16 protein-coding genes are annotated in these 20,582 nt (G+C 42.5%); 1 reads left to right on the top strand and 15 read right to left on the bottom strand.

What is annotated here, in order from left to right:
• Positions 1-40: 40 nt before the first annotated feature.
• Positions 41-1,318, bottom strand: coding sequence for a pyridoxal phosphate-dependent aminotransferase (locus ACYP03_RS07345; RefSeq protein ID WP_459779078.1), 1,278 nt, complete (start codon positions 1,316-1,318; stop codon positions 41-43).
• Positions 1,311-2,108: an iron-containing redox enzyme family protein gene (locus ACYP03_RS07340; RefSeq protein WP_459779077.1), complete on the bottom strand. Its 798-nt coding sequence runs from the start codon at positions 2,106-2,108 to the stop codon at positions 1,311-1,313. The genes ACYP03_RS07345 and ACYP03_RS07340 overlap by 8 nt, the downstream gene beginning before the upstream one ends.
• 736 nt (positions 2,109-2,844) lie before the next feature.
• On the opposite strand from ACYP03_RS07340, the gene ACYP03_RS07335 reads away from it, so the two are divergent.
• Entirely contained in the window at positions 2,845-3,339 is a 495-nt protein-coding gene (locus ACYP03_RS07335; RefSeq protein WP_459779076.1) for a hypothetical protein, read from the top strand.
• A gap of 280 nt (positions 3,340-3,619) precedes the next feature.
• Here ACYP03_RS07335 and ACYP03_RS07330 read toward each other — a convergent pair whose 3' ends face one another.
• The 13 genes from ACYP03_RS07330 to ACYP03_RS07270 all read right to left on the bottom strand — a co-directional run bounded on the left by ACYP03_RS07330 (position 3,620) and on the right by ACYP03_RS07270 (position 20,414).
• The gene (locus tag ACYP03_RS07330) at positions 3,620-4,441 is read right to left on the bottom strand and encodes a hypothetical protein (RefSeq protein ID WP_459779075.1); all 822 of its coding nucleotides are present in this window, start codon (positions 4,439-4,441) and stop codon (positions 3,620-3,622) included.
• Between the two features lie 81 nt (positions 4,442-4,522).
• Positions 4,523-5,332 (bottom strand): hypothetical protein, encoded by an 810-nt coding sequence (locus tag ACYP03_RS07325; protein WP_459779074.1) that lies wholly within the window; start codon positions 5,330-5,332, stop codon positions 4,523-4,525.
• A 111-nt stretch (positions 5,333-5,443) separates the two neighbouring features.
• Entirely contained in the window at positions 5,444-6,286 is an 843-nt protein-coding gene (locus ACYP03_RS07320; protein WP_459779073.1) for a hypothetical protein, read from the bottom strand.
• Between the two features lie 258 nt (positions 6,287-6,544).
• On the bottom strand, positions 6,545-6,793 hold the full coding sequence (locus tag ACYP03_RS07315) for a hypothetical protein (RefSeq protein WP_459779072.1): 249 nt from the start codon (positions 6,791-6,793) through the stop codon (positions 6,545-6,547).
• Between the two features lie 481 nt (positions 6,794-7,274).
• Positions 7,275-7,610 (bottom strand): hypothetical protein, encoded by a 336-nt coding sequence (locus ACYP03_RS07310; RefSeq protein ID WP_459779071.1) that lies wholly within the window; start codon positions 7,608-7,610, stop codon positions 7,275-7,277.
• The gene (locus ACYP03_RS07305) at positions 7,586-7,924 is read right to left on the bottom strand and encodes a hypothetical protein (RefSeq protein WP_459779070.1); all 339 of its coding nucleotides are present in this window, start codon (positions 7,922-7,924) and stop codon (positions 7,586-7,588) included. Before ACYP03_RS07305 ends, ACYP03_RS07310 begins: the two co-directional genes overlap by 25 nt.
• A gap of 482 nt (positions 7,925-8,406) precedes the next feature.
• Positions 8,407-8,991 carry a hypothetical protein gene (locus ACYP03_RS07300; RefSeq protein ID WP_459779069.1) on the bottom strand — a complete coding sequence of 195 codons (585 nt, stop codon included), beginning with the start codon at positions 8,989-8,991 and terminating at the stop codon, positions 8,407-8,409.
• A gap of 5 nt (positions 8,992-8,996) precedes the next feature.
• A complete protein-coding gene (locus ACYP03_RS07295; RefSeq protein ID WP_459779068.1) occupies positions 8,997-9,560 on the bottom strand; it encodes a hypothetical protein in 564 nt (187 codons plus the stop codon).
• A 551-nt stretch (positions 9,561-10,111) separates the two neighbouring features.
• A complete protein-coding gene (locus tag ACYP03_RS07290) occupies positions 10,112-10,936 on the bottom strand; it encodes a hypothetical protein (protein ID WP_459779067.1) in 825 nt (274 codons plus the stop codon).
• Entirely contained in the window at positions 10,926-16,979 is a 6,054-nt protein-coding gene (locus ACYP03_RS07285) for a LysM peptidoglycan-binding domain-containing protein (protein WP_459779066.1), read from the bottom strand. The genes ACYP03_RS07290 and ACYP03_RS07285 overlap by 11 nt, the downstream gene beginning before the upstream one ends.
• A 329-nt stretch (positions 16,980-17,308) precedes the next feature.
• Complete coding sequence (locus tag ACYP03_RS07280; protein WP_459779065.1) at positions 17,309-18,850, bottom strand: tripartite tricarboxylate transporter permease; 1,542 nt, start codon at positions 18,848-18,850, stop codon at positions 17,309-17,311.
• A 4-nt stretch (positions 18,851-18,854) separates the two neighbouring features.
• On the bottom strand, positions 18,855-19,328 hold the full coding sequence (locus tag ACYP03_RS07275) for a tripartite tricarboxylate transporter TctB family protein (protein ID WP_248141767.1): 474 nt from the start codon (positions 19,326-19,328) through the stop codon (positions 18,855-18,857).
• A gap of 105 nt (positions 19,329-19,433) precedes the next feature.
• The gene (locus tag ACYP03_RS07270) at positions 19,434-20,414 is read right to left on the bottom strand and encodes a tripartite tricarboxylate transporter substrate binding protein (protein WP_248141766.1); all 981 of its coding nucleotides are present in this window, start codon (positions 20,412-20,414) and stop codon (positions 19,434-19,436) included.
• Positions 20,415-20,582 lie beyond the last annotated feature (168 nt).

The raw sequence follows: 20,582 nt of genomic DNA, 5'->3' as shown, positions 1-20,582 counted from the left end.
TCCCGGATGCAACAATACATCCGGGAGAAACTGCCGGAATCTACAGGCTCAGTAGTGCATCCCTGATCCGCTCTGCTGCTAAATGCAGCGTCGACTCAGATCGCCCCGTATTCAACCGAATGAAATGCTTCAACTGAGGTACATTTTCAGCAAAGTGAGGTCCCCCGATCGAAGCCACACGGGCGCGCTCAAGAAGGAATTGTTCAGCGCTGTCATAACCCAGTTTTTCTATCTTTTCACCGTAACCGGAAAAATCAGCAAAGATGAAAAATCCGCCTTCCGGCACAGGAACGTGAACATGAGGAATTGCATTCAGCGCTTCGACAAATCCCTGAAGATTCATCCGGGAATTCACCGCCCTGGCCATGGCAACCTCATCCATATATTCCTGCATCGCCTCATGTGTGGCGACCTGAGCATAGGTCGCAGCAAAAGAGTTCAGATTGACCTGCACTTTCGCCATCATGGCCAGCTTATCCGCCGGGCTGCAGATATAACCGACACGATCACCATGCATGCCATACGTCTTCCCGGGCCCGGTGACCAGCGTTGTGCACTCCCGCATTGCATACGACACGCCGTTTTCCAGCGTCACGGTAATATCGGAAATTGTGGCCGGGCCATCGAGAATATGGGATTCGTACGGACAGTCGAACAACACCTGAACCGGGGGCTGCCCCAGCTCTGCGCGACGCAGATTGTGCCGCGCAATCACTGCTGACAAATGGCTCAGATCCTCGCGGCTGTATATTTTGCCGGAAGGGTTCAGACAATCCCCGAGAATGATCATTTTCGTGCGATCCGTGATGGCCTGATCGAGCACTTCAGGACTCAGCGCTTTGTCATAAAAATCGCGGACCAGCACACCTTTCAAGACGCCGCCGTGTAAATCAATCATATCGGCGTAGTGCGGCCAGTTCGGTAACGGGACAATCACTTCATCTCCCGGGTTCAGCAGCGTGTGAAAAACTACGGTGATTGCACCCTTAATGCCGCCCGGCGTGACCATAATTTCATTGTCCGGGGAGTAGCGTACCCCTCTGAGCCGGAAAACACGGTCGCTGATCGATTTCCTCAGAAACTCGAACCCGGTCACAGGGGCAAATTCATGAATCGCCCGCGGCTGTTTCTGAATAAAATGAATGACTGCCTCATTGATACGGTCATCGGCCAGATCATCCAGCGTCCCGATACTGAGGTCGATAACTTCTTCACCCGGACGGGCATTGGCATTTAATGCAGCAATTTTTGCCTTGGTTCCGTGTGTCACCGATTCACGTAACTTCATTGCAGAGTCTGAAAAAATGGTCTCAGGCATAACTACTTTCCTCTTGAACTGAAACAGGCAACGCATCAAGTTCTGCGGATTTCCGGTACATGGCCAGCCACATCGCCTGCTGTGCTTTAAACATCTCGGTTGCACCGTAAATGATTTCATTCAGATCGCTCTGCGTCAGGCAGTTATTCAGCACACAATTTCGCGCATCAGCGGCATGTCTTTCTTCGACGCCGTTGTCGACGTGCGCGTTGAAATACACCTCAACTTCTTTTTTATATTGCGCCTCATCAAGATGAGTCCGGCTCAGACGGAAAGCTTCCCTGAATGCCGTCAGCATCCGGTCAGCGTGTGTTTCCAGAGCCATAACAACGCCCAGCATGCGTGGATAGCTGTCAGAAATCAGTGCCTGAACCCGTTCACGATAGGCCAGCGTTTCGGGAATAATATCGGGACTGTTTTTCGCATCCTGAACTTTCAGGGGCTCCAGGTTATACTCCCGGGCGCCAAACAGGTTCAGGGCATTTTCCATAAATATTTCATGGCAGTGGGCTTTATTCCCCATCCCGGTCTCTTCACCCAGAATGTACGAAAACAAAATCAGCGTATCCATATCGTTTACCGCCGCAGAGCGGGCACAAACATGGGCGATTCCTTTCACAGTCAGTTCAGTCCGGTAAAAAAAATTGGCCCGGAATAATTCATAAGTGGCAGGCGTCCATGGATGCGTTGCCAAATGCTTAAAATAGGTATTTTCGAATATCGGGTGATTTTCCAGCTCCGTCAGAAAGCTATCCAGCTTCCCGCTCAGTTGATGACTTCCGCTTGACATTGTTTGCTCCTTGATTTCACAAGTAGTCGGGCTTGTTATCTATAAACCTCTTATTTCTTTTCGTTAACAAACTGATAATCAGATGCTAACAACACGATACTAACCACAACCAAAGAGCAGTTAGTTTAATATGCATCACAATTCTTATAATCCCATGAAAATGGCAAACCCAAACTCAGCGAAATTGTGCGGCTGCTCAAAATTCACACACACTGCAAATCCCCACGAGTTCAATCACTATCCGTTAAAATCTTCACCGAACATCAGCAGCAAACGAGAAGGAGATAACAGACAAGCAATTGAAATTAAAGAAATTAATATCATGTCATCTAACGCTCTTGATGAACGAACCTCAGAAATGCGGATATTGCAGGTATGCAGGTATGCAGGGGCATGCGAAACAATGTGACAATAAATCAAATAGGCTGTGCTTACGGAAATTTCAGAACAGAGACATTCAAATACTGCACGAGATGCAGCCAATGATCTGAAAGAAAAGATAATGAAAAAACACGTTCACGATGAGTGGTCAATTATTTATCTTACCACTTCAGGGAATTAAGACTTTCATTTTTTTGGTCTTGCTTCAAACAATTTATTTAATAAAAAAACGGATATGAACTCATATTGTGATAATAACCATCCTATTTTAAAGTGTTTCTCTGAAACAACGCGCATGGAGGAAAAAACCTCCATTGGCTAGAACAAAAACAATATCCGTCAAAGGTTAATATCGATGAGTATAACAACACCCAATCAGGTCACGATCAATGACTTGCCTTCTAAAGTAAAAATTACATTACCGGAAGAGCCGGATTCGGGCGGCGCTTCACTTCTCATGTATCTTGGTATGGGAATATCTATCGTTGGTGTGCTATTCATTCTCTTTGGCCCAAGAGAGATATATTACAACGCCTATAAGGGAATGACATTTATCCAGATACTGCAAGCCTACCCTGGTCCAATTGCCAGTGTCGGATTTTTGATTTGTGGTATTGCAAACTATGTCACCAATTCTGCTTTACAAGAATATCAGACCGGTGTCGTTGCATCACTCGAAAGTGCGATTCAAATTACCGACGAAGATATTCCTGAAGGATTAAAGTTAAGCATTGAACAAAAAGAAGAAGACGACAAAGATATTTACTATGTCAGCTTAATTGAAGCAACTGATGAGCCGGAATCAGACGAGAGTACTGAATCAGCAGCTCTGGAATCAACCGAAAAATAGTAAAAGCCAAGATAAACTGCGTCTTTTTTAGGACGCAGTTTTATATTTAAAATTCACTCACTCTTCCTATAATTCATATTTACCCCACCAAGAAATGAAGCTCTTAAGAACAATTACCAGCCCCATAACTTACAATAATTATGTGTTTTTTCAGTATATAAATTTTCGTGCCTACTGCATTACAATATATAAATCCAGAATATATCATTAGTTAAAATCATTCAAATTAATAATGTAAGCAACCGCTCACATTATTATAATAGTTTAACTTCATTTAAAACTATCTAGGATTGATGTCATCAAATGGCATTCTATCCTGAACATGCCACCAATGATCGTAGAAACGATCTTCTTCATTAAACAAAATTTCTAATTCATGGTATCCATATTGATGGATAATATCCTTCACTTCTTCCAGCTGTTCTGCTGTCAAAATCAAGAAATTATCACCTTGAGTCTGAACTCTATATAAATCATATAAAAACGGTTTTTTAACTAGAAGACCATAAATACCCAACCAAGGCCATGCGCTTTCTTCTGGCTCCGGCTCAGGAATAGAGCCTAATTTCAAAAATGAAAGTGATGCTGCGCCAGCACCAGCTAAAACCATCGGCCCGGCAACAAATAACAAAATCACTGCAATGGAGAGTCCCCCAAGCATGCAATATTTCGCCATATTTTTCCGTCTCTCACTACCGGCCTTAACACCATATGAGTAAAAACCAGATGCAGTGATTTTTTGATAGTATATGACTGGAAACCATTCTGCGCCTAGGATCATCACTACAATTGGTAATAAAAACACCAATATTCCAACAATAAAGTACGGGTAGTTCTCAGATAAATTACCCGCCAATAAGGATATAAATAGTATTGGTAAAAATATTATTGAAATTGACCACACAACAGGCATTCCCCACCGACCATATCTCCCCCAATAATCCACTTCCCATTCCATGATGGCAGGTTCATTTTTTACAATTTCAGCATAAATTTTTTTACATTCTTTTTCTTTATCCAGATAATCATCGAGATCAACATTTGAATTTATCCTGTATTGAACAACCTGGTATATTTGTAAAACTTCTTTAAAATCTTTCATTGTCTAAAACTTTAAGATCACCCAATCATCCCTCACCCAATTAAAAAGGAAAGATGAGAACTAACTCATCTTTCCAATAAATTAAAAGTCGTCTCTAAATGGCATTGTGTTTTGGTGATCATTCCATCGATCATAAAAACTATCATCAATTTTATCAATGATATCGAGTTTATGTTGACCGTAATAATCAACGATATTGTTCACTTCTTCAATTTGCTCTTTAGTTAAAATGAGATAATTCTTCCCATGTGTTCGAACTTTATATTTATCGTATAAAAAAGGTTTGCGCTCCTTAATAATACTATACATACCTAACCATGGCCAGGCACTTTCTTCAGGCTTTTTCTCAGGAATAGAACCCAACTTAAAAAATGAAAGTGAAGCAGCACCAGCACCAACAAATACCATTGGTCCGGCAACAAATAAAAGGATGACAGCTATTGAAAGCCCACCGATTACGCAGTACTTCGCCATCTTTTGACGTCGTTCACTTCCCATCTTAACGCCAAATGAATAAAATTCTGATGGTGTTATTTTTTGATAGTATCGTATTGGAAACCATTCAGCACCGAGCACCATGATCAAGATTGGTAATGGCAAAACAAAAAATCCCATAAACATAATTTCATATATATCATCTTGATCTCCAGCCAACCAATATAGAGGAAAGAATGGAACAAAAGTAAAAGCAAAAAAAACAAATACTGGTAAACCCCATTTACCAAATCGGCCCCAATAGTCGACATCCCACTCTAAAATTGCAGGTTCACTCTTTACAATCTTTGCATATATTTCTCTACACTTATCTTGCCGGTGTCCCCAGTGTTCTAGCTCTGGGTCAGTGTTGAGTTGTCGCTGAACCTGTTGGTATCTTTTTTTAATGTGTTCCATGAAACGACTTAATAGCTTTCCAACCAATACTCTTCATGGCGGACATTGATGCCATCTGATTAAGCCAATCAACCTAGAGAAAAGGTGAGCTTATGCTCACCTTCTGCGTATTTATTTTTCTGTTGTAGACATTTGACTATTTGCTGCCTCGACTTGACGGAAAGGCATCGTATCTTGATGTTGCCACCAACGGTCGTAAAATGATCCCTCTTCCTTATCTAAAATATCAATTTCATGTTGACCATACTGTTTCATAATCTCTTTAACTTTTTCCAATTCTTCTTTCGTAAGAATCAAATAGCTATCACCTTGCGTACTCACTTTATAAAGGTTGTACAAGAACGGTTTCTTTAACAAAACGAGGCTATACATCCCCAACCAAGGCCATGCACTCTCTTCTGGTTCAGGTTCCGGAATCGAGCCTAATTTCAAGAAAGAGAGTGAAGCAGCTCCGGCACCCGCAAAGACCATTGGGCCAACAACAAAGAGCAAAACGATAGCTATCGTAAAACCGCCAAACATGCAATACTTCGCCATCTTTTTCCGTCTTTCACTGCCCACTTTGACACCATAGGAATAAAAACCAGATGCGGTAATTTTCTGGTAATATCGCGTTGGGAACCATTCAGCACCTAAAACCATAACCAATATTGGAAAAGGAAGTACAAAAAAACATAATAAAATTAATTTATATACATCCTCATGTTCTCTATTAAACCAATACAAAACAAACAACGGAATAAATGCATAACAGAAATAGATCAAAAATGGTAACCCCCATTTACCAAATCTCCCCCAATAATCCACTTCCCATTCCATGATCGCAGGCTCATTTTTTACAATTTTAGCGTAAATCTCACGACACTTTTTCTCTCTGGACATCCAGCCAGTAAGAGACGGATCGTTGTTCAATTGAAACTGAACATTTTGATATTTATGTTTAATTTTTTCCATAAAGTGCTTACGTTAATACAGACTGACTTCAACATTGAAAATGTGACTTTTACTACTCTTATTTAAATATAAAAAGGTGAAAAATCATCCACCTTAAAATACACATAAATAAAAAATTTATCTTGGGTTGATTATATCATATGGCATTTTATCTTGTACATTCCACCAGCGAGTATAAAAATCATCTGTCAACTTTTGAAAAATATATAACTTATGATAATCATAGTTTTCAATGATGCTTTTAACATATTCTAACTGCTATGATGTTAAAATTAATGTACTCTCACCATGTGTATGTACTTTAAATAGATTATACAAAAATGGTTTTTTAATAATTAGACAATATATACCTGTCCAAGGCCAATCACTTTCTTCTGGCTCAGATTCTGGAATCGAACCTAATTTCAGGAAAGTGAGTAAATCAGCACCTGGAAAAACCATCGGCCCTGCGACAAAGAGCAAAATTATTGCGATTGAAAAACCACCCATCATACAATGCTTCGCCATATTTTGACGCCATAGGAATAAAATCCAGATGCCTTTATTTCCTGATAGTAGCGCGTTGGGAACCATTCAGCACTGAGTCTATGATCAAGATTGGCGATGGCAATACACAAAAACACATGATCATGATCTAATATAGATCATCTTAATCACCGGCCATCCAGTATAGTAGACATAATGGAACAAAAGTAAAAAGCACAAGCGCTGGCAATCCCCATTTACCAAAACGTCCCCAATTGTCGACTTCCCACTTTAATATTCTAGGCTATTCCTTGATATTCTTTTTATAACCTTACGGCATTGTGCATATCTATGGGCCCTGGCTTCTAAATTAAGTTTAGTGTTTAACTGCTGCTGTACCTGTTAATATGTATTTTCATCTGATCCAACTGTAGGATAATTGTGCTTAATATACAGTTAAAAATATGCGGATAATTTCGGATGAAGTTATATAATAAAAAATTAACTGAAGGTGAAGATAGCCTCACCATTCAAAGTTCTCACATTTTATATGGCATTGTTTCCTGATGTTCAAACCATCGATCAAAAAACTATCTTCAACACTATTAATAACATCTAATTCATGCTGTCTATATTGACTGATGATATCTTTAACTTGCTCAATTTGCTCTTTCGTCAAAACAAGATAATTTCTACCATGTGTCCTGACTTTATACTTATCATACATGAATGGTTTATATTCTTTGACAATACTATATACACCCAACCAAGGCCAAGCACTCTCTTCCGGGTCAGGTTCAGGAATCGAGCCTAATTTCAAAAAATAAAGTGAAGCTACTCCAGCCCCAGCAAATACCATTGTCCGGCTACAAAGAGCAGAATAATGGCTATTGCAAACCCACCCACCATACAAAACTTACCCATTTTCTGACGTCGCTCACTACCAACTTTCACTCCATGCGAATAAAATCCAGATGCGGAGATCTTCTGATAATAACGAGTGGGAAACCGCTCAGCACCTAAAACAAAAATTAATATAGGGAGCGGCAAGAAAAAAAAGATTGCAAATACAATTTTTATAATATCTTCGTCATACCTGCCAAACCAATAGACTGTATACATAGGTATAAAAGCAAACAGAAATGACGCAAAGAATGGTAAGCCACTTGCCATATTGCCCCCAGTAGTCAACCTTCATTCTATAATGGCAGGATCATCTTTCACTATTATTGTGTAAATCTCACTGCATTTCTCTTGCTGTTGTTTCCAATTCTTTAAACCCAGGTCTGTATTGAGTTGCCGCTGTACTTGCGCGTATCTTTGCTTGATTTTTTCCATAAATCAAAAAATAATCCGCCTATAAGATTACAGACGGATATATTAATAATACAGACAACTTTTTGAAAATATTTCTCAAAAATCTAGAGCGTTGTATCACTAAACGGCATCTTATCTTGGATATGCCACCAACGGTCAAAAAAGATATCTTCTTTTTTATATAAAATATCTAAATCATGATGATCATAATCTTTTATGATACTGATTACTTCTTCCAATTCTTTTGCTGTTAATATAAGGCTATTATAACCATGAGTCTGAACTTTATACTTATCATATAAGAATGGTTTCTTAACAATAAGGCTGTAAATTCCCAACTAAGGCCACGAACTTTCTTCAGGCTCTGGCTCTGGTATTGAACCTAACTTTAAAAATGAGAGTGAGGCGGCACCAGCGCCAGCAAAAACCATAGGTCCGGCAACAAAAAGTAAAATCAAAGCAATTGCAAATCCACCGATCATGCAGTATTGCGCCATTTTCTTCCGACGCTCACTGCCTGTTTTCACACCATAAGAGTAAAAACCGGTTGCAGTGATCTTCTGATAGTATCTGACTGGAAACCATTCTGCACCTAAAATTAATGCAACCAATGGCAATAAGACAACCGATACAGCAATAATACTGGCTTTATAATTATTGAACATATCTCCGGTGATTAAGTGAAATGTCATCATTGGTAAAAAAACAATTACAAAAAAGGTAATAGTTGGCATAAACCATTTACCAAACCTTCCCCAATAGTCAACCTCCCATTCCATGATTGCAGGTTCCCCCTTAACGATTTCAGCATAAATCTTCATACATTCTTTTTCTTTATCTGAATAATCATCAAGTTCAACATTATCATCAATAATTTTTCTAACTTTTTTGTAATTGTATAAAGCAGTATTATAATTATCCATAATAATTACTCTCCCCCAACTAACACAAATTCACTTTGAGTACCATTTATCATTTTCATAACTTTTTTATATAAATCAGAATCTTTTAAATCTTTTAATGAATCACCAAATACACTATCATAGGTTTTCACTTCTGCTTTCATCTTCTCTTTTACAGCTCCGATCACTGAGATTTCTTTTACTATTCTCTTGAGTTCAAAGCAATGGGGTATAGCTGGATGATTCATATTTTCATCCTTATTCAAGTCATCTGGATACCAGACTAATAATAAGATCGAGTCAAAAACATTATTTTTTGGCTGTTTCAGCCATAACCTGTATACCTCATTCATTGTATTAGTTTCCAACCATGTATCCGCGTACTCCCCTTGATATAGAGGGGTTGATGGAAGGTATGCAGAATTAGCAGAAACCCATTTGCTAAACGGTCGTCTATTATTGATCCAATCAGGATACAAATCATCTCTCTCATTAACTTGAATTAATTCAATCTCATCAGAACGATAACTATACCAGACTGCATCAATTCTCACATTTTTCTGGTTTAGTTCAGCAGGGAAATCTACCATAAACCAAAATCCAGTTGCGAGGCTCAATGGGCAAGGCGGGATCGGTGTTGAGTTGCCGTTGTACCTATCGGTATCTATTTTTTATGTGTTCCATAAATCCATAAATAAGAAGTCATTCTCAGCCGATACTATTTATTGCGGACATTTAAACGTTCTAATTAAGTCATTCACCACAAAGAAAAGCTGAGCTAATGCTCACCTTCTACATATTCATTTTTCTGTCGTTGAAATTTGACTATTTTCTACCTCTACTTGACAGAAAGACCTCGTATCCTCACAGACAGAGTTCACAAATGGTAACCCCCATTTACCAAATCGGCTCCAACAACCAACTCCTCACACCATAATTGCAGGCTAATTTTTACAATTTTAACGTAAATCGAACGACACATTTTCTCTCTGAACAGCCGACCAGTGAGAGATGGGGCATTATTCATCTGAAACTGAACATGTTGATATTTTTGATTGATTTATCCATGAAAAAGGAACTTATACAATATGATATTCATATTAAAAAGGTGGACAATTGCCCACCTTAAAACATACCAAAATCACCTGGGATTATTATAATGACGAAATGGCATCGTCTCCTGATGGTCCCACCAACGACTGTAAAAGATACCTTTTCGCTTATCTACTAGATCAAGTTCATGCTGACCATATTCCTGAATCAGTAATTTCACTTGCTCTAGCTGCTCCGCTGTTAAGATCAAATCATTATTACCATGTGTACTCACTTTATACTGATTGTATAAGACCGGTTTTGTGACAACGAAGCAATAAATACCCAACCAAGGCCAGGCACTTTCTTCAGGCTTTGGCTCTGGAATCGTCCCTAATTTCAAAAACGACAGGGATGCCGCACCCGCACCAACAAACACAAGTGGACCTGCAACAAAAAGCAAAATTAAAGCGATTGCAAATCCGGCCATCATACAATACTTCGCCATATCTTTTCGTCGTTCACTTCCGACTTTTACGCCATAGGAATAGAAGCCCGATACTGTGATTTTCTGGTAGTATCGTGTTGGGAACCATTCAGCTCCCAATATCATAATCAGCGCAGGTAAAGGGAGTATAAAAAATCCAACGAGCAGTCCTTGATACATCAATTCATGATTTCTTAATCCAAGATATAGTACCGATAAAGGAAGTACAGCAATCAGTAAAAACATAAAAAATGGTAGTCCCCAGCGACCATAGCGCCCCCAATAATCAACTTCCCACTCCATAATTGCTGGTTCATCTTTCACGACCTGCGCATAAATTTCTTCACATTTCTCCTGACGATGAAGCCAGTGTTCAAGTTCTGAACTTTCGTTTAAATACTGTTGTACTGAATGATATTTTACTTTTGCATTCTCATTATTTAACATTGTCATGCTCTTTATTAAACCCAGCTATCAGAAAATCATTCTTACTATTTCGTGCCATTTTAATCGATTTTTTAAAGGGGATCGAGTTCTTCAAATCTTCTAATGATTTTCCAAATGCACTTTTGTATACTGTCATATCCGCCTTCATCTTTCCACTAGCAATTCCAGATGGATTGAAATTTTTTTCGAATGATTGTATATCAAAACAATGCGGTATTGCATTCTCACGAATTTTAGTAGAATCATCTTTATCAAAATCATCTGGATACCAAACCAATAATAATAGTGAATCAACTTCATTTACTGGACGCGGCAACCAAACGTAATAAATACTATTTATCGTTCCTGTATCTTGCCATGTATTATGGTAACTTTCTTGGGTAGAAGGTTCAAGTGACAAGTATGGTGTTGAAGAAAACCATCCTTTAGTAATAGGTGTTTTATTTTTTACCCAATTAGAATGATATTCTGGATTACCACTAATATGGAAAAACTCCATTTCTTTTGAATCTTTCTGATACCATAATCCATCTATTCTCACTTTTTCTTCCCGTAATTCTGCGGGAAAATCTACCATGACCCAAAAACCATTCGCAAGATATGTTTTTGGATTCAAGACATCATAGTACATTTCTGTATTATCTTTTGTCGGTTGAAAATATACTTGTGGCTGATTTTTCAGTCGCGAAAATGCTTCAAGCGCTTTTTGATAACCATCTTTCTGGTAATCCCATTTGGTAGAATTTTCACCGAGAAAACGTTTATTAGCCCATGGAGTTTTTATCAATAGATCAGTTACATCATCATCTCTCACAAAATTCAAATATGCGGTACACATTGCATACACTGTAGCGGCAATTAAAGGCAAACCAACTAATGCCCAGATAGGTACTGCGTAACCCGCCATACTAAAAACATCAATAAAACCAGAAATAGAAAGAAGCGCTGTTGATACAGCTTTTCCAATATGTGCAGTGAATACAAGCCCTTCAGTATTGGGAAGATCATAAAATAAAATTTGCCCCGTTTCCAATACTCCTGCTCCAATTGCGGCAATATTCGCGCCTAAGCCAACCAACAATGCTCGTCGCAATAAAAATTGAGTTTCTGGGTTTAATACTTTTGCTTCCCGCCAAGATGCGAATAAATTTTTAGATTGAAATGCTTCATAAGCGTCAGTTGAAATATGAAACACTTCCACTTTACTGAGCATTTCTTGTGCTTCTGCCACATAACGTGCTTTAGTAATAGACAAGACTGAATCAACTAACCACAACACACGATATCCAATTGTTATATCATCTTTAAATTCTTTAACGTGTTTCATCGATGCCTTTTGGTAATCTTCCATCAATGCTAATGTATTGAAGACAATTACCGCCATATCAAGTCCTCTGGAGGTTAACTCCTTCACTGCTTCATAATTTTTCTCACTAAAAATTTCCGAAAGTAAGCATGGGAGTTTTTTCGATGAATCAATCGCATATACATTTATTAGGCTATATCGTTCATATCTTACACTTTTAACTCGCTCTTTTTGTTCACTTAATTCAAATTCACTAACATTTATCTTTCCACTTTTCATTTCTGATAAGATATCATTTTCGAACAATTCCTGGCGCGTTAAACTATCAAAAATATCTTGCTGCTCTTTAGGAAGATGAATTATTCCATGGCTTATTGCATATGCATATAAGCATCCTACCCACTGGGTTCCCCATCTCATTTTTTGAGTAGGATTCTCCTCACTAAGCTTCAACACATGAAGCATTTGCTCAAATAAAGTTTGGAAAATCTCTCTATTAATTGAGTATATAATCTTATTGACAATAATATTATTGGAAAAATTAGAGAATGCATTTTTCATTACCTGAATAGTATTGCTCACGAGATAATTATAAAGCGTCCATCCGACAAAATTCTGCTCTTTAAATACGCCTCCTAAGACTGCTCCAGCGCCAGCTGTCAACGCTGATCTGTCTGCATAAGAGCTTTGAAAGTGCCATGTATGCACCTCATTTACTAATTCTTCAGCCTGTTCTTCATTATAACCAATACTCATTAAATAGTTATAAGCATCATTTGGGCCATGTTCAATGAAAAAACTTACATACTCTTCTAGATTTTCTTTCCATTGCTGGTTGCCAATATAAAATAAACTACCTACTAAATTCGTTAGAGGCTGTGATGGTTTAAATTGTGTCTGATGTATACCTCGTTGTTCCTGTGCCAAAGTTGAATCAAAGAAAAATTGATACGTTGTCGTAAAAGAGATCAGCTCCTCGACATGTTGAATCGATTCAAGGTCAAAATTCAAATATTTAGCTGACACTCCTAAACTGTTTAACACTACAAATGAACATTTTGCGACGTACTCAACCCATTGAGTATAAGCAACCTTTGATTCAGTGAGTCGGACAATTACTTCATTTACATCACTTAAATGAATTCGAGAACGCCATTTACTTTTTTCATAATATTCATCGATATAGTCTTTTTCATATTTTCGAAGTGGATTATTTGTCTTTAGTCCTAGCTCATTCGCATACTCAGCCATTCGCCCAAAGTAATTTATCTTTACGTCTTCAGCATATGACTTTATTCCTCGTTCAATTTCTAAGACCCCATCATCTCCACCACTAGCTGTATAAACTTGTAGGTTCACAAGTTCATCATTCATATATTTTACGAACTTCGCCTGCAACAACTCATCACCTTCCACTTCTTTCGCGAGTGGATCATCTGGTAAGAGCTTCAGGTTACAAAAATCCCCGACTGCTTTTGCCAGATTCAGCTCTTGTAGGTTTTTTTCCTGCCACTGCGACCGAAGATCATTAGCCAGAATAGTGAGTTTCAGGCTGTCTTCTGCCAGTGCAATGCCATCTTCGATGATCAGGATATCGGCATGCAGGGGTTTTTCCGGGTCAATTGTATCCAGATAGGGTTGGTTCGACTGAACCGGCGTGAAATGCTCTTTTTCTGCCTTAGCATCCTTATCGTTGCTGCCGGGTTTAACATCGGTGTCCGCTTGATTCGTCGGCGTCGTGGTATCAGCAAAGCGGTGATCCTGAATGGCAGGGCCGGCATCAATGTCGGCAACCAGTTGAGGCAAGTCATTGAAGACTTCTTCTTCACCTTTTGTGCTGACCAGCCTTTGGTTGAAATCGTAAACGGCACCGGCATTTTTCGTCAGTGCCTGACGGAATTCCGGATCGCCCGTAAACTGGCTGCGCTGTTTTTCTGTCCATTCCCGTTCAGAAAAGACAATGTACGCCCAGCCATTCAGGCTGTGGCACGGCAGGTAAGGCGTTTTCTCGTCGTTGCGTTCAAACAAGCCCTCAGCATAACGAAATTCATGCAATTCATCGGCATGCGGGTATCGTGCCGCGAGATTGGTATTCGCAGCAACATAGTAAACATACACATAGCCTTCGCGCAGTTGACGAATGGTCAGCGAATGAGCGGTTTCACTTGCAAGCGGATGGGCATGAACCTTGTACTTTTCACTTAAGGCTGCCTGAATCGGGTGTTTGCCCTGCTTCTGCGCCAGAACCAGACTTTGGTTATAAGGCGCTTCAACCTCATCCAGAGCGTAGCGGCCCAGACAGAGCTTGATGGTCTGAATATCTGCTGCGGTCGTTAACGATGCCACGCGCACCACGGTTGCCTGAGGTGCCAGCAAGTTGTCCTGAGTCATCGGGGCGAAATTACCACCGAGCTTCGGTTGCGCATAGTGGTACAGCATATTCTCGGCAAGGTTGTAATCTTCTACCAGAACGGCCGGGAAGGTATTCCGCTGCACGCCTTCTGCCCGATTCTGAGGCGGATCGATTTTCAGCGTTTGACCAGTACGCAGACTGAACAGCGGGTCGGAGATATCCAGTCCGTTGATTTCAGCCAGTTGTTTCGGCGACAAGTTATAAAGCGCAGCGATACTGCTCAGGCTCTCATGGCCCAGCGCATCATTGATCGCTTTCACCTCGTGAATTCTCGGTTCGGGGTTTTGTTCTTGCGTTTTATTTACGATCACGACATCCCCGGCCATGACGTGATCAGTTTCGCTCACCTTCTGAAGATAAGGGTTGTATTCCAGCAACATGGCTTGCGAGATACCGGCGCTCGCCGCCACTTCATCCAGCGTGGCGTCTTTTTTCACCGGAAAATAATCAATTTTCATCACCGCGCTTTCTTCTGCTGCGTCCGGTGCTTCTAACGGCAGAATCAAGGTTTCACCGGGGAAAATATGGTCTTTGCGATCACCGACCTGATAATCCGGATTCAGTTCAAGCAGCTCACTGAGTTTGATTTCATGGGCTTTGGCAATCGCAGTCAGGGTATCTCCTTTCCGGATGGTATACAGTTGCCCCTGTCCCTGATGCTGAACCACATCCACCAGATTTTGCTCCGCGGCTTTGCGCATCGCTTCCAGATCGAGCAGCGTGGCATGTTTATCCAGCCACGTCCCATCCATCTGGTCAAATTCCTGCTGGGTCAGTTTGTGCGGGGAATACAAAAGATGCTGCCGTTTCGCAGGCTGATCCTGAACCCGCCAAGGCAGGATCAGCGTACTGAGTTCATGGTCATCCAGTAATTCATCAGATAACTGACCCGCAACTGACTTCGTCGCCTGATACTGCCAGTTGTCATCATCTGGGGTGATTTTATATTCATGGAGCAGTGCATCGGCCATGAAATGGTAATAGTAACCAGAGGTCGGCAGGGCTAACCGGTGTCCAATTTCAACGGCCAGCTGTACCGGTATAAACGCATCATGCGCCTGATGCGTGTTGACCGGGTCTGGCATCACCGAATTAATGGATGTTTTCAGAACACCCGCACCGCTTTTCACTTGCAGCGACTTCGCTTCATTCACCCGCAGCTTCGACACATAAACGACTGAATCTTTATTTTCAACACGCTTCAAAGCTTCCGTTTCTGTTTCCGCTGCGGTGGGCGCGACGGTGATGACCTCATCTAATTTCAGTGCTTTGAATGTATCTTCAGAACAGGTCAGTTCCACTGCGTACTCAAATTTCGGTGAATCATTCAAGGGCTCTTTCAGATACACCACGGCTGTTTGGGTCGCTTTCAGGTCCTCCAGAAGGCACATCCCTAAATCCAGCCATGGCTTCTCGTCTGACGATTCACCTGTAGGTAATTGCACGCTGTGGATCGGTGCTGTATGCGCCTGTAGTTCAAATGCCTTCGTTTCCGAGTACACCGACAATTCGTCCAGCGTGGTCGAGATTTGGGCAAGACTATCAGATCTTTCTTCCAGCTCATCAAGTTGCTGAACTGTCATCTGACGGGGTGAAAAAAGCACTTTCACGCCAGAGGTATCTTTCTGGTGTTCCCCCTGAATTTTGTAAGGGACCCAGAACTGAGGCAACGGATAGCCATCCGCCTCACGATGCTCATGTTCAGTGCTATATTTGGCTCGATTCCGGTAGTAAACAATGTCGATGTCACGATATTGCCCGTCTGGTGTGATTTCCAGCTCTCGCCATACTTTTCCTTTCCAGAAAATATACAGATAGCCGCTTTTCAGATCCGCCGCATTCGCTTTATCTTGTTTCTCACTGAGATAGACCAGCGCCCGAACCGGGACCAGAACATTATCCCATTCAGCCATTGATACGGCTTTCTCCACAGGCTGGAGATTTTCTGCCAGCAATAATCGTATCGATGCCGGAACATCCTGCATCGGCAAGGATATATACAGATTTCTAGGTTCTGTATTCAAACCCTCAAACACAGCCAGACTACGATGCTTGGTCTGGTTATCTTTTTGTGGTTTGGCAATCTTTTCTGATTGTTCATCCGTTTTGGATAAAGACAGGGTCGAACTGTTGGGTGCCCATTGCCCCGCAAGTTCAATCACAATTTTATGTTCCGGTATCGGTTCCGACTTCGTCTCTGCAGGCGACTTGCTAGGCGACACATAGCTTTCCAGATCGGTCAGCGGCGTATAGTGCGCCTTCACATAACGGACTGGTGGTTGATTCTCATTCCCTTGATTCGGATCTTTTTTATCTGACGACATGTGAAATCTACTACTTTGTTATTTGGGGGAGATTGTTATTATTTTTTTGGCTGTTCTTGAGAGAGGAAAAAAGAGACAGCCTTACATATGCCTGCCTGATTGCCAGGAAAGCAGCATGATTCTTTTAAAAAGAACAGGTTCCCAGAATATCAAAACAATATCTTGCGCAACAATGTTGATAACAAGTCAACGCGGGCGATAGGAACAAAGATCAAAAATATAAAATTATTTGTCAGATACATTTAATTTATCCGCATAAAGAAAAAAGCAGCCCCTATAGGGACTGCTTTTGATCGGTATTTGCAAAGTACACTTATTTGGCTGGTTTTTTACACCTGTTGTGCCCCTTCTTTGGCAGCAACTTCAGCAGCAAGCTTGCGCTTGTCACGCCAGTTACTGAATAAAGGCATCAGTAAAGCAAGGACCGCCAGAATCATGATGGTTAATGTCAATGGACGCTCCCAGAGGAAGGCAAAAGAACCATCAGAAAGTGTCAGCGAGCGACTGAGATTTTTCTCGAGAATATCGCCCAGAATAAAGCCCAGTAACATGGGAGCCATCGGGAAATTCAGCAGCTTCAGGAAAGTTGCCACAACGGTGATTAACACCATCAGCTGAATATCGAAGGCATTAAAACTGACCAGATACACACCGGTGATCGAGAAGAACAGAATCAGCGGGATCAGAATCGGGCGCGGAATGACCAGCAGTCGTGAGATGTACGGAATCAGCGGCAGGTTCAGAATCAGCAGCACCAAGTTACCGAAGTACATGGAAATGATCACCGACCAGAAAACATCTGGATTGTCGACGAACAGACGTGGTCCCGGTTGAATACCATAAGCGATCAGTGCACCCAGCATAATGGCCGTGGTACCGGACCCCGGAATCCCCAAAGTCAGCAGCGGGACAAACGAACCGGTTGAAGCCGCGTTATTCGCAGATTCCGGTGCTGCCAGACCACGCAATGCACCTTTCCCGAACTTCTCTTTTTCCGCTTTCGGTGCCAGATTCCGCTCCATGCCGTAGCTCAGGAAAGACGCAATTGTCGCACCTGCACCCGGCAAAACGCCAACAAGAAAACCAAACACCGATGAACGGGCGATGGTCGGGGCCACATGCTTCACTTCTTCTTTGCTCAGCTTCATGCTACCCAGATTGTTCATGTCCATCTGGGCATCTTCTTGCTTGTGCTCACCGCGCAGCACCGTCATCACCACTTCCGTCAGTGCGAAGGTTGCCATCGCCAGCAGCAGGAAGCTGATGCCGTCGATCAGATCCACATTATCAAAGGTAAACCGCGGAACACCGGTCATCACGTCGTTTCCGACCGTTGAGATCATCAGACCGAACACCGTCATCATCAAGGCTTTCAGCACCTGTCCCTTGCCAGAGAAAGCGGCAACCGCCGTCAGACCCAGGATCATCAGGGCAAAGTAGTCACTGGACTGAAAGCTCAGCGACACTTTTGCCAGTGCCGGTGCCGCAAACAGCAGGATGATGGCCCCGACGGTACCACCGGTGAAGGAAGAATATGCGGCCAGAGCCAGCGCTTTACCGGCCTGATTTTTCTGTGCCAGCGGGAAGCCGTCAAATGCCGTCACCACTGTACTGGAACAGCCCGGTGCGTTAATCAGAATGGAAGACGTCGAACCGCCAAACACGGCACCATAGTAGACGCCTGCCATCAGAATAATTCCGGAAGCCGGATCCAGACCGTAGGTAATCGGGATCATCAGGGCAATCGCAGAAATTGGCCCCAGGCCCGGCAGCATGCCGATAAATGTACCCGCGAAACAACCGACCACAACCATCATCAGATTGAACGGCATCACCGCCGTGCTCAATCCTGTCAAGATTCCATCAAACATCAGGTTATCCTCCAAGCAGGCCAGTAATGAGACGACCAGGCGCCAGATAAATGTCGAGGATCTGAGTCAGCAGGAACCAGAAACCGGCAGCAAATGGGACAGATGCCAGCAACAAAATCTTCGGGCGACGCTCACCCAGCAGCCAGAAGCCCCCCACCAGAAAAACAACCGTCGACAGCAGGAAACCAATCCATTCCAGTGCCGCAGCAAAAATCAGCATCAACACCAGCAATTTCGCCATCAGCACAAAATCCAGTCCGGTCAGATCCAGTTTGTCTGTTTCGCTGCGGCTGGCTGTCAGCAACTGACACAATGAAAAGAAAATGCCCATTCCGGCCAGTGCCAGCGGCAGAGATTTCGCGTGAAACGGCTGAAATTCATCTCCGGGGAACAAAACAATTTCACTGCCGTAGTATCCGTAGGCGATGGACAGGCACAGAAACACCAGCCCACCGATATGATCTTTTGTTATCGTCATGGTCATCCTCACCACAATCAGACCCGGCCTTCATTGCTAAGGCCGCTTTGTTACCACGCGCACCACCCGGGCAGGCGGTGCGCAACAACGTCATTCAGACAGGGATTATTTCAGGAAGCCCAGCTCACGCATCAGGTTGCCAATTTCTGTTTCCTGCTGAGCCAGGAAGGCAACGAATTCTTTCCGCGGCTTGTAGATTTCAGTCCAGCCGTAGCGATCACGTACGGTTTGCCACTCTTTCGTGTTGTACATTTTGCCCAGGACTTCGGCAAACTCATCCGCTTTCTGCTCGCTGATGCCAGGAGCCGCGAAGAAGCCGCGCCAGTTTACGAAGGTCGCGTCATAACCCAGTTCCTGCAGTGTCGGAACATCCGGTGCTGATGGAGAACGCTTGTCGCCCGTCATTGCAAGGATACGGATCTCACCGGCGTCTGCCAGGCTCAGTGCTTCACTCAAACCGGTCGACAGCAGTGTGGTTTCACCAGACAGCAGGCCAGCCATGGCTTTACCACCCGCATCATAGGCCAGATATTTCAGGCGGCGCGGCTCACCACCACCGGCTTTAAAGGCCATTGCAGCAACCAGATGGTCCATGCTGCCGCGGGCAGAACCGCCAGCAACCGTGATGCTGCTCGGGTCTTTTTTATAATCGTTCACAATTTCAGTGAAGCTTTTGTATTTGGAGTTTGCCGGCACAATAAAGGCAGCATAATCACCGACGGTCGCAGCAACCGGAGTCAGGTCACGGAATGACTGAGGGAATACTTTCGACAGCGAACGAATCACAATAGGTGTGGAATTAACCATCAAAGTGTCGGTGGATTGTTCCGCTGTTTTGATCAGGTAAGCAATTGCTTTACCGCCGCCGCCACCGGACATATTTTCGTATGAAATGGTGTCGACCAGATTAGCATGAGACAGAACTTCACCCGTACCACGAGCCGTGCTGTCCCAGCCGCCACCGGCACCGCCCGGGACCAGGAAATGAATCGTATCGACTTTCGCCTGAGCACTCATACTCAGTGCAGAAGCCATAATGGCAGCGAGTACAGACACACGTTTGCGGGATATAAACTGAGTAAACATACCTTTTCCTCGTTATTAGACTGGGTTCCATTACCCTGGCCTGATTGACCGCACCGATCTGTCACTCCGGTTTACCGGCTCAGGCTCTGATATTGCTTTGATACAGATTGAAAGTATGCCAGCACCTGAAATATGAAAAGATTGTAAAAATAATGTGAATATCGGGCT

The organism is Photobacterium sp. R1, assembly GCF_054600795.1.
Note: the sequence above shows the minus strand (reverse complement) of the source record. Positions and strands in the feature narration are given on the sequence as shown.

Excerpts from the sequence above, each read along its gene's own strand:
- ACYP03_RS07345 (WP_459779078.1), bottom strand. The coding sequence starts at position 1,318 with ATGCCTGAGACCATTTTTTCAGACTCTGCAATGAAGTTACGTGAATCG.
- ACYP03_RS07340 (WP_459779077.1), bottom strand. The coding sequence starts at position 2,108 with ATGTCAAGCGGAAGTCATCAACTGAGCGGGAAGCTGGATAGCTTTCTG.
- ACYP03_RS07335 (WP_459779076.1), top strand. The coding sequence starts at position 2,845 with ATGAGTATAACAACACCCAATCAGGTCACGATCAATGACTTGCCTTCT.
- ACYP03_RS07330 (WP_459779075.1), bottom strand. The coding sequence starts at position 4,441 with ATGAAAGATTTTAAAGAAGTTTTACAAATATACCAGGTTGTTCAATAC.
- ACYP03_RS07325 (WP_459779074.1), bottom strand. The coding sequence starts at position 5,332 with ATGGAACACATTAAAAAAAGATACCAACAGGTTCAGCGACAACTCAAC.
- ACYP03_RS07320 (WP_459779073.1), bottom strand. The coding sequence starts at position 6,286 with ATGGAAAAAATTAAACATAAATATCAAAATGTTCAGTTTCAATTGAAC.
- ACYP03_RS07315 (WP_459779072.1), bottom strand. The coding sequence starts at position 6,793 with ATGGCGAAGCATTGTATGATGGGTGGTTTTTCAATCGCAATAATTTTG.
- ACYP03_RS07310 (WP_459779071.1), bottom strand. The coding sequence starts at position 7,610 with ATGGTATTTGCTGGGGCTGGAGTAGCTTCACTTTATTTTTTGAAATTA.
- ACYP03_RS07305 (WP_459779070.1), bottom strand. The coding sequence starts at position 7,924 with ATGGCAAGTGGCTTACCATTCTTTGCGTCATTTCTGTTTGCTTTTATA.
- ACYP03_RS07300 (WP_459779069.1), bottom strand. The coding sequence starts at position 8,991 with ATGGATAATTATAATACTGCTTTATACAATTACAAAAAAGTTAGAAAA.
- ACYP03_RS07295 (WP_459779068.1), bottom strand. The coding sequence starts at position 9,560 with ATGGTAGATTTCCCTGCTGAACTAAACCAGAAAAATGTGAGAATTGAT.
- ACYP03_RS07290 (WP_459779067.1), bottom strand. The coding sequence starts at position 10,936 with ATGTTAAATAATGAGAATGCAAAAGTAAAATATCATTCAGTACAACAG.
- ACYP03_RS07285 (WP_459779066.1), bottom strand. The coding sequence starts at position 16,979 with ATGTCGTCAGATAAAAAAGATCCGAATCAAGGGAATGAGAATCAACCA.
- ACYP03_RS07280 (WP_459779065.1), bottom strand. The coding sequence starts at position 18,850 with ATGTTTGATGGAATCTTGACAGGATTGAGCACGGCGGTGATGCCGTTC.
- ACYP03_RS07275 (WP_248141767.1), bottom strand. The coding sequence starts at position 19,328 with ATGACGATAACAAAAGATCATATCGGTGGGCTGGTGTTTCTGTGCCTG.
- ACYP03_RS07270 (WP_248141766.1), bottom strand. The coding sequence starts at position 20,414 with ATGTTTACTCAGTTTATATCCCGCAAACGTGTGTCTGTACTCGCTGCC.